General features: G+C 62.6%; 16 protein-coding genes, 5 tRNA genes and 1 pseudogene. 4 read left to right on the plus strand and 18 right to left on the minus strand.

Going from position 1 to position 15,041, the window contains the following annotated elements; translation table 11 throughout:
- Nucleotides 1-102: 102 nt before the first annotated feature.
- Both HKD46_RS20055 and HKD46_RS20060 read right to left on the minus strand, forming a co-directional pair.
- Nucleotides 103-960 (minus strand): pirin family protein, encoded by an 858-nt coding sequence (locus tag HKD46_RS20055; RefSeq protein ID WP_171865880.1) that lies wholly within the window; start codon nucleotides 958-960, stop codon nucleotides 103-105.
- Nucleotides 961-1,137: 177 nt separating this feature from the next.
- A protein-coding gene (locus HKD46_RS20060; RefSeq protein WP_161470807.1) for an IS5-like element ISAs34 family transposase occupies nucleotides 1,138-1,991 on the minus strand; the annotation gives its coding sequence in 2 pieces (ribosomal slippage) (nucleotides 1,138-1,649 and nucleotides 1,649-1,991; 855 coding nt in all).
- A 138-nt stretch (nucleotides 1,992-2,129) separates the two neighbouring features.
- On the opposite strand from HKD46_RS20060, the gene HKD46_RS20065 reads away from it, so the two are divergent.
- The gene (locus HKD46_RS20065) at nucleotides 2,130-4,532 is read left to right on the plus strand and encodes a DNA polymerase II (protein WP_113725375.1); all 2,403 of its coding nucleotides are present in this window, start codon (nucleotides 2,130-2,132) and stop codon (nucleotides 4,530-4,532) included.
- A gap of 140 nt (nucleotides 4,533-4,672) precedes the next feature.
- Here the strand turns inward: HKD46_RS20065 and HKD46_RS20070 are convergent.
- The 7 genes from HKD46_RS20070 to HKD46_RS20100 form a co-directional block, all read right to left on the minus strand.
- Nucleotides 4,673-4,749, minus strand: a tRNA-Val gene (locus HKD46_RS20070).
- 39 nt (nucleotides 4,750-4,788) lie between these two features.
- A tRNA-Val gene (locus tag HKD46_RS20075) sits at nucleotides 4,789-4,865 on the minus strand.
- A 121-nt stretch (nucleotides 4,866-4,986) separates the two neighbouring features.
- Nucleotides 4,987-5,063, minus strand: a tRNA-Val gene (locus HKD46_RS20080).
- 17 nt (nucleotides 5,064-5,080) lie between these two features.
- Nucleotides 5,081-5,157: transfer RNA gene (locus HKD46_RS20085), tRNA-Val, on the minus strand.
- Between the two features lie 11 nt (nucleotides 5,158-5,168).
- A tRNA-Val gene (locus tag HKD46_RS20090) sits at nucleotides 5,169-5,245 on the minus strand.
- Between the two features lie 194 nt (nucleotides 5,246-5,439).
- Nucleotides 5,440-6,819, minus strand: coding sequence for an MATE family efflux transporter (locus HKD46_RS20095; RefSeq protein WP_029314480.1), 1,380 nt, complete (start codon nucleotides 6,817-6,819; stop codon nucleotides 5,440-5,442).
- A gap of 151 nt (nucleotides 6,820-6,970) precedes the next feature.
- On the minus strand, nucleotides 6,971-7,177 hold the full coding sequence (locus tag HKD46_RS20100) for a YaeP family protein (protein WP_113725377.1): 207 nt from the start codon (nucleotides 7,175-7,177) through the stop codon (nucleotides 6,971-6,973).
- 133 nt (nucleotides 7,178-7,310) lie between these two features.
- Here HKD46_RS20100 and HKD46_RS20105 point away from each other — a divergent pair, with 133 nt between their 5' ends.
- Nucleotides 7,311-7,922 carry a riboflavin synthase gene (locus tag HKD46_RS20105; RefSeq protein WP_039039091.1) on the plus strand — a complete coding sequence of 204 codons (612 nt, stop codon included), beginning with the start codon at nucleotides 7,311-7,313 and terminating at the stop codon, nucleotides 7,920-7,922.
- 102 nt (nucleotides 7,923-8,024) lie between these two features.
- Nucleotides 8,025-8,315, plus strand: a complete 291-nt coding sequence (locus HKD46_RS20110) for a YciI family protein (protein WP_043155979.1) — start codon at nucleotides 8,025-8,027, stop codon at nucleotides 8,313-8,315.
- A 78-nt stretch (nucleotides 8,316-8,393) separates the two neighbouring features.
- Here the strand turns inward: HKD46_RS20110 and HKD46_RS20115 are convergent, their stop codons facing one another.
- The 4 genes from HKD46_RS20115 to HKD46_RS20130 form a co-directional block, all read right to left on the minus strand.
- Entirely contained in the window at nucleotides 8,394-8,597 is a 204-nt protein-coding gene (locus tag HKD46_RS20115) for a CPXCG motif-containing cysteine-rich protein (protein WP_005336871.1), read from the minus strand.
- A gap of 136 nt (nucleotides 8,598-8,733) precedes the next feature.
- Complete coding sequence (hxpB, locus tag HKD46_RS20120; RefSeq protein ID WP_113725379.1) at nucleotides 8,734-9,393, minus strand: hexitol phosphatase HxpB; 660 nt, start codon at nucleotides 9,391-9,393, stop codon at nucleotides 8,734-8,736.
- A gap of 128 nt (nucleotides 9,394-9,521) precedes the next feature.
- Nucleotides 9,522-10,700 carry a formate-dependent phosphoribosylglycinamide formyltransferase gene (gene purT, locus HKD46_RS20125; RefSeq protein ID WP_041211381.1) on the minus strand — a complete coding sequence of 393 codons (1,179 nt, stop codon included), beginning with the start codon at nucleotides 10,698-10,700 and terminating at the stop codon, nucleotides 9,522-9,524.
- 73 nt (nucleotides 10,701-10,773) lie between these two features.
- Nucleotides 10,774-11,664 carry a DMT family transporter gene (locus HKD46_RS20130; RefSeq protein WP_041211382.1) on the minus strand — a complete coding sequence of 297 codons (891 nt, stop codon included), beginning with the start codon at nucleotides 11,662-11,664 and terminating at the stop codon, nucleotides 10,774-10,776.
- Between the two features lie 226 nt (nucleotides 11,665-11,890).
- Between HKD46_RS20130 and HKD46_RS20135 the strand changes: the two genes are divergently transcribed.
- Nucleotides 11,891-12,478 carry an FMN-dependent NADH-azoreductase gene (locus tag HKD46_RS20135; protein WP_039039094.1) on the plus strand — a complete coding sequence of 196 codons (588 nt, stop codon included), beginning with the start codon at nucleotides 11,891-11,893 and terminating at the stop codon, nucleotides 12,476-12,478.
- A 95-nt stretch (nucleotides 12,479-12,573) separates the two neighbouring features.
- Here HKD46_RS20135 and HKD46_RS20140 read toward each other — a convergent pair whose 3' ends face one another.
- The 5 genes and pseudogenes from HKD46_RS20140 to HKD46_RS20160 all read right to left on the minus strand — a co-directional run.
- Nucleotides 12,574-12,753, minus strand: a complete 180-nt coding sequence (locus HKD46_RS20140) for a hypothetical protein (protein ID WP_010674636.1) — start codon at nucleotides 12,751-12,753, stop codon at nucleotides 12,574-12,576.
- Nucleotides 12,754-12,914: 161 nt separating this feature from the next.
- Entirely contained in the window at nucleotides 12,915-13,103 is a 189-nt protein-coding gene (locus HKD46_RS20145) for a DUF4250 domain-containing protein (protein ID WP_043155974.1), read from the minus strand.
- Complete coding sequence (locus tag HKD46_RS20150) at nucleotides 13,100-13,570, minus strand: MarR family winged helix-turn-helix transcriptional regulator (protein WP_010674639.1); 471 nt, start codon at nucleotides 13,568-13,570, stop codon at nucleotides 13,100-13,102. The genes HKD46_RS20145 and HKD46_RS20150 overlap by 4 nt, the downstream gene beginning before the upstream one ends.
- Nucleotides 13,571-13,720: 150 nt before the next feature.
- Entirely contained in the window at nucleotides 13,721-14,890 is a 1,170-nt protein-coding gene (locus HKD46_RS20155; RefSeq protein ID WP_171865881.1) for a UPF0149 family protein, read from the minus strand.
- A gap of 86 nt (nucleotides 14,891-14,976) precedes the next feature.
- Nucleotides 14,977-15,041 (minus strand): annotated as a pseudogene (locus HKD46_RS20160) (IS200/IS605 family transposase); the annotation flags it as partial.

Raw genomic sequence — 15,041 nt, forward strand, 5'->3', positions numbered from 1 at the left:
TTACGACGACATCCTTGATGCCTGCACATCGGCCTGGAAGCACTTTATTGCCGATGTGGAGCGGGTGATGTCACTTTGTAGCCGAGATTGGATAAAACTGACCTAATGTTTAATCCGATTGGTATAACCCGTCACCTCGCCAAAGCGTGGATGACCGCTCTCCCAGTCGGCGGCGGCGGTGCGAATGGCCTCCTTGTCGACGCTCACGAAGTTCCACCAGATATGCAGCGGTCTGGGCAGGGGTTCGCCGCCAATGAGCAGCAGCCGGGCACCCGGGCGCAGGGTTAGCATTACCTCCCGGTTGCCGGGGGGCAGGTAGAGCAACTGCTCCGGGGCCAGGGCCTCCCCTGCGACGATGGTCTCCCCCGCGAGGGGAAAGAGGCCGTGCTCGAAGGCGAGGTCCAGGGGGAGGGTGATCTCGCCTCCCTCGGGGGCGTGCAGATCCAGCCCCAGAATGGGGGAGAAGTGCAGGGTGGGGGCGCGCTGGCTGCCGTGCTCGCCGATGAGCAGGGTGAGGGTGATCTCCCCTTGCTGCCAGCGGGGGAGCGTCGGGTAGTGATCGAAGCGGGGCGGGGTATGCTGATCCGCCTCGGGCAGGGCTATCCAGAGCTGGGCGGCGTGCAGATCGGGCTGGTTCGGGACCGACTCCTCGGTGTGGGCGATGCCCCGTCCTGCGGTCATCAGGTTCACCTGGCCCGGACGGATCACCTGCTTGCTGCCCAGGCTGTCCCGGTGGAGGATCTCCCCCTCCAGCATCCAGGTGAAGGTCTGCAGGGCGATGTGGGGGTGGGGCCCCACATCCATGCCGGGGGCGCCGGGGGCAAAGCGGGTCGGGCCGATATGATCGAGAAAACACCAGGGCCCGATGGTGCGCCGCTCCTTGACCGGGATGGCGCGAGCCACCGGGATGCCGCCCACATCGGTGAGGCGGGAGGCAATGCGTTGCCACTGTTGTGTCATGGGGTGCTCCTTGTCGAGGAAAAGGTTGGCGCGCGCGCAGGCCGCAGCGTCTGCCGGGAGTTGGACATGCCGTCTCGCCCGGTGCCGGTGAGTGATGTCGAGGTTACTATGCCCCAATCCGGCGCCGGATGGCAAAGACGGGGCACAGCGCCTGCCCTGAGAGCCTAGGCTGTGTTCTCAAAATGCTGGTTTTCTGTCCACCAATAGCTCTCGTAAGTAACGAAGGCAGAAAGCCAGCTTGATAAAAGCAGCAAAACTTCCCGCCAGCTTTTCATATCTCGTTGAGAATCGGCGAAACTTCTTCAGCCATCCGAAGCACCGCTCGACCACATTTCGCCTGCGATAACGAGCTTTGTCTAATACCAGAGGTCGTCCCTTATGGTGCCGCTGCTGGTCGCTGCGCTGCGGGATGACTGCTTTTATCCCTCTGCGCCGGAGTTCGGCCCGCAAAGCCCTGCTGCTATAGGCCTTATCTGCGGCAAGATGCGCTGGACGCGTGCGATAACGGCCTGATGAGGTCGGTATCCTTGCCATGGCCAGCGCACTTGTCGCATATCTGATTTCCGCTGATTGCCCCGGTGAAAGGCAGAACCCCAGCGGTAAACCATGACCATCAGTGACCAAGTGAATTTTGCTGCCAAAACCTCCACGCGAGCGACCAAGCGCTTGATTCACCGGAGTGTTTTTTTACGCGCTCCGGCAGCATCTTTGGATGCCCTGACATTGGAGCCGTCAATGCACCACAGGTCGAAGTCGATAAGCCCTTCTTCATTGAGATGTAGTTGCAGCGCTTCAAGGATGGCATCGATGTGACCTGTACTCTGCCAACGTCGAAAGGTGTTGTAGACCGAACTCCATGGGCCGAAACGTTCTGGCAGATCTCGCCAAGGCGCACCGGTGTGGAGTATCCAGAGAATGCCATCGAGCACTTGGCGTGGCTCGCGAGTAGGACGTCCGCTTATGCGGTGGTATGGAAAAAGGGGCTCGATAAGTCCCCATTGTGCATCGGTCAACTGGTAACGACGGGACACTGCATAGGTCTTAAGCTGTTGAGAAGATGTGAGATTATATCTTCATCACTTTAAGAACACAGCCTAGCCCGGCAATTGCAGCAGGGTACTGTATGAACGTACAATACTCCCATCCCACTCTTGAGCCCGACCACCTGCATGACCGACATCCAGCCCCTCCCTCCCGTGACCCCGCCGCTCGACGGCTTCATCCTGACCCGCCATGGTCGGGATGTGCAGGGGCGTACCGAGATCGTGATGTGGCTCTGGAGCGCACAGGGACCGGTACGGGTGGTGGTGCCGGGGCAGGAGCCGGTCTTCTTCCTGCCGGAACGCCACCTGGAGGAGGCGGCAGAGCTCTTCAAGGGGGCCGGGGTGAGGGGGCGTTTTCGCCGCCTCCCCATGCACACCTTCGAGGGGAGCCGGGTGGTGGGCTGCTACTTTGCCACCCTGAGCGCCTTTCACCGCGCCATCGAGCTGCTGCTCATCCGCGGATTGGAGCACTTCGAGGCGGATATCCGCCTGCCCGAGCGCTTTCTCATGGAGCGCTTCATCACCGCCGGGATGCGCTTTGACGGCAAGGCGAGGCGAAAGGGGGGCAGGCAGGGTTACTGGGAGGTAAACGAGGCGCGCTGTGCGCCGCAGGCGGTGACGCCGACCCTCTCCTGGGTCTCCCTGGACGTGGAGTGCGCCATGGATGGCACCCTCTTCTCGGTGGGGCTCCATAGCGAAGAGGACGCGCGGGTCATCATGATTGGTGCCCCGGAGCCGGACTCGCAGGACTGGGAGACCCCCGTCGAGTGGGTGGCGGACGAGCCTGCCCTGCTCGGTGCCCTGGAGGGCTGGTTCAGCCTGCACGATCCCGATCTCGTCATCGGCTGGAACGTGGTGAATTTCGACTTTCGCCTGCTGCTGCGCCGCGCCGAACTCCACAAGCGGTGGTTGCGGCTCGGGCGCGGGCGGGAGCTCTGCTTCTGGCGCTCGTCCCGAAACGACCCCCAGAGCGGCAACGTCATCATCCCGGGGCGCATGGTGCTGGACGGCATCGATACCCTCAAGAGCGCCACCTGGCAGTTCCCGAGCTACAGCCTGGATGCGGTGGCGAGCGAGCTGCTCGGGCGGGGCAAGGACATCGAGGACGTGGCCAACCGGGGGGAGAAGATCACCGAGCTGTTCCACTCCGACAAGGAGGCGCTGGCCCGCTACAACCTGGAAGATTGCAGGCTGGTGTGGGAGATCTTCGATTTCTGCCACCTCATCCCCTTCGCCATCGAGCGCGCCTCCCTCACCGGTCTTGAGCTCGACCGGGTGGGCGGGTCGGTGGCGGCGTTCACCAACCTCTATCTGCCACGGCTGCACCGCGGTGGCTATGTGGCGCCCAACCTGCCGGCAGACGGCGGGCTCGCAAGCCCCGGCGGCTATGTGATGGACTCCAAGCCGGGGCTCTATCGCCACGTGCTGGTGCTCGACTTCAAGAGCCTCTATCCCAGCATCATCCGCACCTTCTGCATCGACCCCATGGGGCTGGTGGAGGGGCTCAAACACCCGGATAACGCCATTCCAGGCTTTCGCGGCGCCCTGTTCTCCCGAACCCGCCACTTCCTGCCGGATCTCATCGCCACCCTCTGGGCGGCGCGGGATCGGGCCAAGGCCGCCAGTAACAAGGCCCTCTCCCAGGCCATCAAGATCATCATGAACTCCTTCTACGGGGTGCTGGGGTCGGGGGGCTGCCGCTTCTATGACCCGAGGCTCGCCTCCTCCATCACCTTGCGGGGCCACGGCATCATGCAGCAGACCCGGGAGTGGATAGAGGCAGAAGGGTTCGAGGTGATCTATGGGGATACCGATTCCACCTTCGTGCACCTGGGGAGCGATATCCGTCTCGAACAGGCGGACGAGATTGGCCAGCGACTGGCGAAGATGATCAACGACAACTGGGCCGCGCTGATCAGGCGGGAGTTCGACCTGCCGAGCCATCTGGAGATCCAGTACGAGACCCACTACCGCCGTTTCCTGATGCCCACCATTCGCGGGCTGGAGAAGGGGAGCAAGAAACGCTATGCGGGACTGGTGGGCGAAGGGGAAGGGGAGCACCTGGTGTTCAAGGGGCTGGAGACGGTGCGCACCGACTGGACACCCCTTGCCAAGGCATTCCAGACCCGGCTCTACGAAATGGTGTTCCACGACCAGGATCCCAGCAGTTATGTGCGCACCATGGTGGACGAGACCCGGGCCGGCCGTCACGACGATCTGCTCATCTACCGCAAGCGGCTGCGCCAGAAACTCGAGGAGTATCAGAAGAACGTGCCGCCCCATGTGCGGGCGGCGCGCCTGGCGGATGAGGAGAATCTGCGCCGCGGCCTGCCCCAGCGTTATCAGCACAGGGGCACCATCGCCTACCTGATGACCCTGAACGGCCCCGAGCCTTTGGAGTACCGGCGCAGCGCCGTCGACTACGAGCACTACATCGACAAGCAGCTCAGGCCCATCGCCGACGCCATCCTTCCCTTTGTGGGGGAGTCGTTCGAGCGGATCTGCGGCCAGCAGCTCGATCTCTTCTGACGAAGCGAGGTAAACGCGGCGGCCATGGCACGACAATGGCTGCCCGTGGGCCAGAGGGGACAGGAGGCAGATGACGGGGGAGAGCGGATGTCAGAGCCGACCAATGCAAAAAGCCCGCTATCAAGCGGGCTTTTCAAATCTGGTGCGTCCTAGTGGATTCGAACCACCGACCCCCACCATGTCAAGGTGATGCTCTAACCAGCTGAGCTAAGGACGCAGGGTGCGCAAGGCGACTTTGTGTGTCATTGCAGGGGAGTGGTGGGTTTAATTGGATTCGAACCAACGACCCCTACCATGTCAAGGTAGTGCTCTAACCAACTGAGCTATAAACCCACATCTGTGTTCAACCGAATTCGAACCAACGACATTGCCTACGCCATGTCAAAGTACTGTTCTAACCGACTGAGCTATAAACCCACATCAAATTCATATCTGCAATTTATTCAAACCGTTATGGTGCGTCCTAGTGGATTCGAACCACCGACCCCCACCATGTCAAGGTGATGCTCTAACCAGCTGAGCTAAGGACGCATAACAGGGTTTCGTGATGGTGCGTCCTAGTGGATTCGAACCACCGACCCCCACCATGTCAAGGTGGTGCTCTAACCAGCTGAGCTAAGGACGCATCACGAAAAGTGGTGGGTTTAATTGGATTCGAACCAACGACCCCTACCATGTCAAGGTAGTGCTCTAACCAACTGAGCTATAAACCCACTTCATAAACCGGGTTGAAAACCCGTTTTATCCCGCCAGCACTGCTGGCGTGGTCGGCATACTACCCATGGCCCCCAAGGCTGTCAACAAGGGACATGCACAAAGGAGACTGTTTGCCCAGTTCTTGTGCAGCCTGTTGATTTTACAGGCGAGCCGTCCCAAAAGTGCGGCTCCCCGTGCCCCTGGCCGCGCCCTATTGCGCCCGAGAGAGGGCGGTGCAGGCTGCGGGGCTGGCGAAGCGGCCGTAGATGACGCGCAGCCGAGCCCCCAGCATCAGGGCGGCGGAGGTGAGACCGACGATGAAGCCTATCCAGAAGCCCTGCGGGCCCATGCGCGGTACCACCCAGTCGGTCAGCCCCAGGATCATGCCGGTGGGCAGACCCAGCCCCCAATAGGCGACGATGGTGACGTAGAAGATGGCCTGGGTGTCCTTGTAACCGCGCAGAGCCGCCGCGGCCACCACCTGCACCGAGTCGGAGATCTGGTAGATGGCGGCGAAGAAGAGCAGGGTGGCGGCGAGGCCGATCACCTGCAGGTCGTCGGTGTAGATCCCCGCGATGGGGTCGCGCAGCAGCACGGTGAGGGCGGCGGTCGCGGCGGCGACTCCCATGCCCAGCATCAGGCCGGTGCGGGCGGCGACCCTGGCCTGATCCGGTTGACCTTCCCCTATGTTGTGACCGACCCGGATGGTCACGCCGACACCGATGGAGAGGGGCAGCATGAAGACCAGGCTGGAGAAGTTGAGCGCAATCTGGTGACTCGCCACCGTCTCCGCGCCGAAGGGGGCCAGCATCAGGGCGACCACAGTAAACAGGGTCACCTCGCAGAAGATGGCCATGGCGATGGGGAACCCCAGGCGAAACAGGCGCCAGATCCGGCTGCCGTTGGGGCGTGCCAGCTGGGCGAACAGGTTGATGCGCTTGAAGTGGGCAGAGCACTTCACATAGACGATCATCGCCAGCAGCATGGCCCAGAGCACGATGGCAGTGGCCACGCCGCAGCCGACGCCGCCGAGTTTCGGCATGCCGAAGTGGCCGTGAATGAAGATGTAGTTGGCGGGGATGTTGACCGCGAGCCCCACGAAACCGATCACCATGGTCGGCATGGTGTGGGAGAGCCCCTCACTGAAGTTGCGCAGCACCTGGAACATCACGAAGGCGGGCAGGCCCCACAGGATGGCGTGCAGGTAGCCGGCAGTCTTGGCCGCCATGACGGGATCCACGTCCATGAATTGCAGTGCCAGGGGGCTGAAGTAGAGTGCCACCATGGCGATGGGCGTGACGATGAGGGCGAGCCAGAAGCCCTGGTGCACGGCGGGGCGCACCTCGTCCTGCTTGCGAGCGCCGTTGAGCTGGGAAACGATGGGGGTGAGGGCCATGATGATGCCCTGCACCAGCAAGATGATCGGCAACCAGAAGCTGGACGCCACCGACACGGCGGCCAGATCCACGGCGCTCACCTGTCCCGCCATCACGGTATCGACGAAGTTCATGGCGATCTGGGCCACCTGGGCGACTAGAATGGGGCTGGCTAGACGAACGAGCTGCTTCGCCTCGGACCAATAACGTTGCACTGACACCTCCGAGTGGATCAGATAAAAGAGAAAGAGCGGGCAAGAGAGATGGGCTTTTGCCTCCTCGTCCTGAGGAGACAAAATGCGGGGGTGTCATTCTAGCCTGAAAAACCGCCAACGGGGAAGGTCGGCGGCAGATTTGTAGCCGGGATCAGGCGTCTTCGTGATCGCTGATCAGCAGGTTGGCCGCGGCATAGGCCGCCTGCTCGCGCAGATCCTCTGGTACCCGCTCGTCGGAGGCCACGGCGTTGAGCGCCCGTATGCTGGCGGCGATGGCCTGGGGCACATAACCCTGCTCGCCGGAGCCAATCTGGTTGTAGGCGATGCGAATGGCTTCACAGCATTGATATACCTGCATTTTTGTTTCCTCATTCAGTCTGGATTGATTGGGGTCACTATAGCGATCGCGCTTCTCCTTGTCAGCCGGCACCCTTGTCTTGCAAGGTGGCCGGGGGTAACCTGCCGACAATTTTCACAGCCTGGAGAGACTCATGTTCACCGGCATCGTACAAGGGACCGCCGAACTGGTGGCCATCGATTCACTGCCCAATTTTCGCACCCACGTGATCCGCATGCCGAGCCCGGCCTGGGGCGAGGGGCTGGCCCTGGGGGCCTCGGTGGCCCACAACGGCTGCTGCCTGACCGTCACCCGGGTGGAGGGGGATCTGGTCAGCTTCGATCTGATGCAGGAGACTCTGCGCCTCACCAACCTTGGGCAACTGGTGGTGGGTGACAAGGTCAACGTGGAGCGGGCCGCCCGCTTTGGGGACGAGATTGGCGGCCATGCCATGTCCGGCCACATCATGGGGACGGCCGAGGTGACCTCGGTCATCGACACCCCCAACAACCGCCAGGTGTGGTATCGCCTCGATCCTGCGCTGATGAAGTACGTGCTGACCAAGGGCTACATCGGCATCGACGGCATCAGCCTCACCGTGGGCGAGGTGCGCGCCAGCGAGTTCTGCGTCAACCTGATCCCCGAGACCCTGGCCCGCACCAATCTGGGCTGGGTCAAGGCCGGCTGGCGGACCAACATCGAGATTGACCCCCAGACCCAGGCCATCGTCGACACGGTGGAGCGGGTGCTGGCGGCGCGCCAGTAACCACCTGAGCGCTGCCCCCAGGGTTCGAAGAGGAGGGCGGCATCACGGGAAAGGCGCCCTCTTGTGGAAGAGGCGCCGCCCCAGGGCCTTGGAGACTTCTCTATGTTTGTCGTGACATTGACTTATGTGAAACCGCTGGCGGAGATCGATGCCCTGATCCCGGCCCACATTGCGTGGCTGGAGCGGCAGTATGCCGCAGGCCATTTTCTGGCATCCGGGCGTCAGGTACCCCGAGTCGGGGGCGTCATACTGGCGCAGGGCGTGAGCCGAGACGCCCTGGAGGCGATGCTGGCAGAGGATCCCTTCAAACAGGCAGAGGCGGCCGATTATCAGGTGGTGGAGTTTGTTCCGACCATGACGTCGGCGAAGGCGGCGTGCTTGAGGGAGGCGTGACCCAGCCTGACGACGGCACCAGAACAAACGGGACCCACAGGGTCCCGTTTGTTTTTGTCTGTGTCTGGACAGGGGGATTCAGAACAGCTGCTCGTCGTCAGCATCCACGAAGAGTTGCAGGCAGTCGCGGGCTTCATCCCGGTGCAGCCGCAGATGGATGGGGTTGCAGCAGGCCATGCAATCTTCGTAGAACTCCTGATCCCCCTGGCTGGCATCCAGCTCGACCCGGGTGTGGTGGCCGCAGTGGGGGCAGACGATACGCTTGCTGGTGTATTCGATCATGGTGACCTCCTCGGGCCCGTGGGCCGTCTCTGTGCTCCTGCTGATTCTAGTCGCCACAGGGCGGCGCAACCGCGAGCAAGCGCACGTTTATGAGCGGGATAAAGGGAGGCTGGAGGTCAGTCCGCCAGGGTGTTGCCTACTTGACCCAGCCGGCCAGCATCTCTGCGTTCAGCTCGGCAAGAGAGCGCAGCTCGTGGTTGGCGATGGCCAGACGGGGATCGCCGACCAGCGCCGGGTCCGGCACGATCAGCGCCGTCATGGAGGCTGCCTTGGCCGCCAGCAGGCCGGTGAAGCTGTCCTCAATGGCGAGACAGTGCACAGGCTCGACGCCGAGCTTCTCGGCGGCGTGGATATAGACATCCGGGTGGGGTTTGCCAAAGCGCTCCACCTCGGCGGAGTGGACCGCCATGAAACGGTCCTGGATGCCGAGTTTGCCGAGCACCGCCTCGACCATGGCAAACGGTGAGGAGGTGGCGAGCCCGATCTTGAGCCCTTGGGCCTCGATGAGGTCGAGGGCTTCCAGCACCCCGGCCTTGGGCTGTCCCTCTTGCAGGATGAGCGCGATCACCTGATCCAGGATGCGCTGTACTACCTTTTCCTGGCTGGGGCTGCTCCAGGGGCGGATCCGGTACCAGTGGGCCACCAGCTGATCGATGCGCACCCCTATGGTGGAGTTGCAGTCCTCCTCGGTGTGGAAGTGGCCCAGTTCGGCGAAGACGGCCATCTGTGCCCGTTGCCAGAAGGGTTCCGAGTCGATCAGAACACCATCCATATCGAAGATCACGGCAGTTAACATCTTGTACTCCTGACATAGGTGAAGGGGGGATTATAAGCCTGGTGCTTCAATGGGAAAGGGGCAGTCACCTGCCCCTTGCGCCGGATCACGCAGATAAACGTTTGTTTTTGCGTGGTAAAGCGGATTGCCTAGAACAGTACTTCTACCCGGGCTGCCACCGTCTTGGCCTGCTCCACGGCTTCCTGGCAATCCTGCCCACGGGCGAGCGCCACCCCGAGGCGACGACGACCGGCGATCTCCGGCTTGCCAAAGAGACGCAACTGGGCACCCGGCACCAGGGCCAGTGCCTCGCCAATCCCCTGATAGCGGATATCCTGGCTGTGGCCTTCCCGCAGCACCACGGCAGAGGCGCTCGGACCGTACTGGGTGATGGTGCCGACGGGCAGCCCCAGGATGGCGCGCACGTGCAGGGCGAACTCGGAGAGATCCTGGGAGATCAGGGTCACCATGCCGGTGTCGTGGGGGCGGGGGGAGACTTCGCTGAACCACACCTCGTCACCCCTGATGAAGAGCTCGACCCCGAACAGACCGTAGCCGCCAAGGGCTTCGACCACCTTGGCCGCCACCTCCTTGGAGCGGGCCAGGGCCAGCTCGCTCATGGCCTGGGGCTGCCAGGATTCGCGGTAGTCGCCATCCTCCTGACGATGGCCGATAGGCTCGCAGAAGTGGATGCCATCGACGGCGCGCACCGTGAGCAGGGTGATCTCGTACTCGAAAGGAACGAAGCCTTCGACAATCACCTTGCCACGACCGGCACGGCCCCCCTCCTGGGCATAGGTCCAGCTTTCATCCAGCCTGGCGAGGTCGCGCAGCAGGCTCTGCCCCTTGCCGGAGGAGCTCATCACCGGTTTTACCACGCAGGGCAAGCCGATGGCCTCGACGGCGGCCACAAACTCCTCCTTGCTCTGGGCAAAGCGGTAGGCAGAGGTGGGCAGTCCCAGGGTTTCGGCGGCGAGGCGACGGATCCCCTCCCGGTTCATGGTGAGCTGGGTGGCGCGGGCATTGGGCACCACCTTGACCCCTTCCTGCTCGAGGGCGGCCAGGGTGTCGGTGGCGATGGCTTCAATCTCGGGGATGATGAGGTCGGGCTTGACCTCGGCCACCAGGGCGCGCAGGGCGGCGCCATCCAGCATGTCCAGCACGCGGGCCTGGTGGGCCACCTGCATGGCGGGGGCGTTGGCATAGCGGTCGGCGGCGATCACCTCGATACCGAGCCGCTGCAGCTCGATGGCGACCTCCTTGCCGAGTTCGCCTGATCCCAGCAGCAGGGCGCGGGTCGCAGTGGGGCGGGTGGCGGTTCCAAACATCTGATCTCTCCTGAGGTCGGTGGTCAGCAGGGCTGATCCGGGTGAGCAAAAAAAGAGGTACGCATGGCGTACCTCAGGAAGTGGGTGGGTGGGCGCGCTGCTCCAGATGGGTGAGCAGGGTGATGGCGCCGATGATGATGGCCGCCCCCAGCCACAAGCGACCGGGGGGCGCCCAGCCAAATACCAGCCAGCCGGCCAGCACGTTCATGGGCAGCTTGGCAAAATCAAAAGGTTGCACGAAGGAGGCCTCCGCCACGCTGTAGGCGCGGGCGATGGACATCTGGGCCAGTGCCGACAGTACGCCAGAGGCGGCCACCAGCAGCCACTGGGTTTCGCTCGGCCACTGCCATTCAGGGATTGCCAGCATGGCGTTGAACGGGGTGCTGAAGACGAGCAGGTAGACGACGATGGTGTGGGACGACTCGCTGGCCGCCTGATAGCGCACCAGCAAGGAGTAGCCTGCCCAGAAGAGGGCGGCCGCCACCGGCAGCAGGGAGGCCAGGGTGAAGTCGTCGGTCCAGGGTGCCAGGATCAGCATGGCGCCCACAAACCCCGCCAGGGTCGCGAGAATGCGGGCCCGGCTCACTTGCTCTTTGAGAAAGAGGGCTGATCCCAGGGTGGCAAACAGGGGGGAGGTCATCAAGAGCGCGATCCCCTGCCAGATGGGGACGGGGACCGCCAGTGCCCAGAGCCAGAACTGGATGCCGGTCACCGCAAGGGCGACCCGCAGCAGGTGCAGGCGCAGCTGGTTCGTCATCAGGGACTGGCGCAGACCGTGGCGCACCAGCCAGGGCAGCAGGCAGACCAGGGCGATCAGATATTGGTGAAAGGCGACCTGGGTCGAGGGGAGGCCGAGCGTGAAGCTGACATACTGGCTCAGGCTGTTGACGGCGGCGAAGCAGAGGCCTGCCACCATCATCCAGACGGCGCCGGCAAAGGGGGAGTGCCTGCGGGAGGAGGTCATGAGATCCGGATCACGTACAAAAAGTGCGGCGGATCATAACGGCAATCGTTTGTCATGCCAAGGGTGCGGAGTTTGATGAGCCCCTCTCTGCCGAGGAAATGCACAGACATCAAATTTTTTGAATGACTTGAGCATCTATTTTCGCTATCAGGCTTTAATGCCAGTCTTTATAGTGACCTCCATCGACAGCCTGGCTGTTCAATTGACAATCAAATGGAGTTTCACCATGGCCAATATCCTCGTTCTGAAGTCCAGCATCCTGGGCCAGTATTCCCAATCCAACGCCCTGATCGACGGCTACCTGGCCGAGCGCCAGGGTGACACCATCCAGGTACGCGATCTGGCGACCCTGAACCTGCCGGTGCTGGACGGCGAGCTGGCCATGGGCCTGCGTGGTGGCGAGAACCTGAACGAGCGTCAGCAAGCGGTGCTGGCCCAGTCCGACGAGCTGGTCGCCGAGCTCAAGGCGAGCGATCTGGTGATCATCGCGGCCCCCATGTACAACTTCAACATCCCGACCCAGCTGAAGAACTGGATCGATCTGGTGGCCCGTGCCGGCGTGACCTTCCGTTACACCGAGACCGGTCCGGTCGGCCTGGTGGAGAACACCCGCGCCCTGGTGGTCAGCCCCCGTGGCGGCATGCACGTGGGCAATGCCACCGACCTGGTGACCCCCTACATGCGTACCGTGCTGGGCTTCATCGGCATCAACGAAGTGGACTTCATCTATGCCGAAGGCATGGGCATGGGGCCGGAGGCGCAAGCCAAGGGGATCGAGCAGGCCAAGGAGCAGCTGGAAACCCTGGCTTACTGATGCGACTCGGGGCCTTGGCCCCCAGTATCCTGAAACAACAACGCAGCCCTCGGGCTGCGTTGTTGTTTTTGCGCAGGCATCACGCTCTGGCGTCGTTATTCGCGCAGGAAGTGGCGGCAGCCGCTGCCGACCATCAGAAAGACCGCCACCAGGGAGGCCAGCAGCAGGGTGGTGAGCCACTGCTCGGCGCTGTTGGGGACCTGGGGGAGGAAGAGGCTGATCACCAGCAATGTGCAGAGGGTGATCAGGCTGGTTGGTCGAATGAGGCGCATCATGGGTCATCCTTGGCTGCGGGTGGTGAACGAGAGGCTAACCGCGGTCTGTGACAACAAGATGTATCCATACCTCTTGCGAACATCAACGGACCGGGTAGCCACCACCTTAGCAGCTTTTGCCGACGGAGCCAGCGGCATGGGTCGGGTTGTGATCCGGATCCCTATCTGAACTGCTTCTGATCTTCCTGATAGTGGAAATCGCCGCTGGCCAGCCTGGCGACCAGGGCCTCCTTGTCGAGATCCTGCGCCCGGCAAAGATCATCGAGATCCTCGTAGTGATCACGCAACTGCATGTTGACCAGGCTCAGCAGCATGTTGACATCCATGGTGGCAAAGTTGTTCAGCTTCATGAGGGTTGCTCGTTGTCCAGCAGGTGAAGTTGTTCGATGGCATCGCTGACGCTCTGCAGGTGCAGGCGAATGCTCTGGCGCGCCTCGGCCGGCAGATAGTCGGTGAGAGTGTGCTGCCAGCTTCCCGCCTCCGTCTTGAGCTGCTGGAACAAGGTGAGCCCCGCCGGGGTGAAGGAGACCAGGCTGATGCGCTTGTCCTGCACGCTGTTCTCGGTGAACAGGATGCCTTTCTCCACCAGACGATGGATCTCGCGGGAGATCCGTACCTTGTCCATGCCGCTCGCCTCCACCAGCTCCTTCTGGCTGATGGGGTAGTGGGGGCCGAGCACCATCATCAGGCGCCACTGGGGCACGGTGAGTTGGTACCGCTGCTGATAAAACTGTTCAAAGGTATCGCGCACCATCTCAGCGGCGTGAACCAGCTGATAAGGAGGGTAGTGCGCGAGCAGCTCAATGATCTTCGACATATGACATCCTGCTGTGGCGGCTGCATCGGGTGCAGTTTCTCTTGATACTTTGGCCTTGATGATACGTAACACAGGGGCATTTGTCTGACCAGTCACCAGAAAAATGTGCGTTTGCGCACGTGTTCTGTCATCGAATCGGCAATTGGGGTCTCAACTGGCCTGCTTGCCCGCACTCTTTCGCAGCCATATCAAGGCGTTGTGGGTCAGCCAGGCCTCGCGACTCTGCAAGGCGTAGAGCGCCGCCTCGTCACGGCTGCCGCCCTGCCAGCGGCGAGGCTCCTGCTTGGGCAAGCGGCGCTGGCCCAGCAAAGTGGCGGGCACATGGGGATTGACCTCCATTGCCGCCGCCAGATGAGGGCGCGCCGCCGCTTCCCCTTCGCAGACAAAGCTCATCAAGGCCTTGTTGTAGAGCAGCCAGCAGGAGGCTTCATCAAAGCGCACCAGCAGTTGTTGCAGGGCATCCCATTCCCCTTGCCAGGCATAGAGGGTGGAGAGGGGGTGGCGGCAAGCGGGCTCGTCGGCGCGGCAGAGGGCGAGCAGGGCCAGGTACTCATCCCGTGCCTGCCCAAGCTGCCCAAGTCGCAGCAGGCAATCGGCTCGACCGGCCCTGGCCGCGATCAGAGGGCGTGCCTCGGGGACCTGCCAGCCATGGCCCGCGTGGGCTTGCCAGAATGCCTCATCGAACAGGAGGTTGGCATCGGCAATGATGCGCTCGAACCAGCCAAGGCGAGGGAGGGGATTGCGGCTCTCTGCCGCCAGCTCGAACCACTGCTGCCACTGGCGAGTCTGCTCGTTGTCCAGGGACGGGCTCTCTTCAGGCTCGGCCTCGTAGTGATCCTGGCCGAGCAGGAGGTTGAGGGCCGTCTTCATCTGCTGGCGTTGACGTTTGCAAAAATCGAGGAAGGGGAGCTCGCTGGCCGCAGCCTGGTGCAGCATCATGGCCATGGGCTTGTCGCGAAACAGGCAGAGCTCGGCCACCAGGCTGAAGCGATGGCGGGTCGCCGGATCGTTCAGGTCGGTCGGCGCCGGCCAGCAGGCCACCCCCTGACTGAAGCCATAGCTCCATTGGCCCAGAGGATGGCGCTTGTCAAACACCTGCTCCGGGTTGTCGGTAGAGAGGCGACACTGGCTCGGCAGGGCCAGCTGCGCGTCGTCGGCCTGGGCTTCCAGCTCGGCGATCAGGTGATGCAGCGCCTCGGCACTCTTCTCGTCCAGCGCTGCATCATGAGGCAGCAGGCCGGCCAGCGGATCTTGCCAGTCGGGGGCTACGGGCCCCGCCAGACGGGCGCACAGGAAGCCGTGCAGGGCGGGGTAACTCATCTCCTGCTGGCTGTGGGTCTGGATCCATCTTAAATGCGAAAGGGGACTCCCTCCGACGTAGGTGGGAGGGGAATTTCGCCGGGGCGTCAGCCCCGCTGGTTTTGAATGTATTGCTTGATCACCTCTAACGGCGCACCGCCGCAAGAGCCCA

The organism is Aeromonas sp. TW 6 (genome assembly GCF_013168745.1).
In the GTDB taxonomy this organism is placed as follows: domain Bacteria; phylum Pseudomonadota; class Gammaproteobacteria; order Enterobacterales; family Aeromonadaceae; genus Aeromonas; species Aeromonas caviae.

Bases quoted from the DNA above. Each gene is read 5' to 3' on its own strand.
- HKD46_RS20145 (WP_043155974.1), bottom strand. From the start codon at position 13,103: ATGAAGCTGAACAACTTTGCCACCATGGATGTCAACATGCTGCTGAGC.
- HKD46_RS20110 (WP_043155979.1), top strand. From the start codon at position 8,025: ATGTTTGTCGTGACATTGACTTATGTGAAACCGCTGGCGGAGATCGAT.
- HKD46_RS20115 (WP_005336871.1), bottom strand. From the start codon at position 8,597: ATGATCGAATACACCAGCAAGCGTATCGTCTGCCCCCACTGCGGCCAC.
- HKD46_RS20140 (WP_010674636.1), bottom strand. From the start codon at position 12,753: ATGATGCGCCTCATTCGACCAACCAGCCTGATCACCCTCTGCACATTG.
- HKD46_RS20055 (WP_171865880.1), bottom strand. From the start codon at position 960: ATGACACAACAGTGGCAACGCATTGCCTCCCGCCTCACCGATGTGGGC.
- HKD46_RS20100 (WP_113725377.1), bottom strand. From the start codon at position 7,177: ATGCAGGTATATCAATGCTGTGAAGCCATTCGCATCGCCTACAACCAG.
- HKD46_RS20105 (WP_039039091.1), top strand. From the start codon at position 7,311: ATGTTCACCGGCATCGTACAAGGGACCGCCGAACTGGTGGCCATCGAT.
- HKD46_RS20135 (WP_039039094.1), top strand. From the start codon at position 11,891: ATGGCCAATATCCTCGTTCTGAAGTCCAGCATCCTGGGCCAGTATTCC.
- HKD46_RS20065 (WP_113725375.1), top strand. From the start codon at position 2,130: ATGACCGACATCCAGCCCCTCCCTCCCGTGACCCCGCCGCTCGACGGC.
- HKD46_RS20155 (WP_171865881.1), bottom strand. From the start codon at position 14,890: ATGAGTTACCCCGCCCTGCACGGCTTCCTGTGCGCCCGTCTGGCGGGG.
- HKD46_RS20130 (WP_041211382.1), bottom strand. From the start codon at position 11,664: ATGACCTCCTCCCGCAGGCACTCCCCCTTTGCCGGCGCCGTCTGGATG.
- HKD46_RS20150 (WP_010674639.1), bottom strand. From the start codon at position 13,570: ATGTCGAAGATCATTGAGCTGCTCGCGCACTACCCTCCTTATCAGCTG.
- purT (WP_041211381.1), bottom strand. From the start codon at position 10,700: ATGTTTGGAACCGCCACCCGCCCCACTGCGACCCGCGCCCTGCTGCTG.
- hxpB (WP_113725379.1), bottom strand. From the start codon at position 9,393: ATGTTAACTGCCGTGATCTTCGATATGGATGGTGTTCTGATCGACTCG.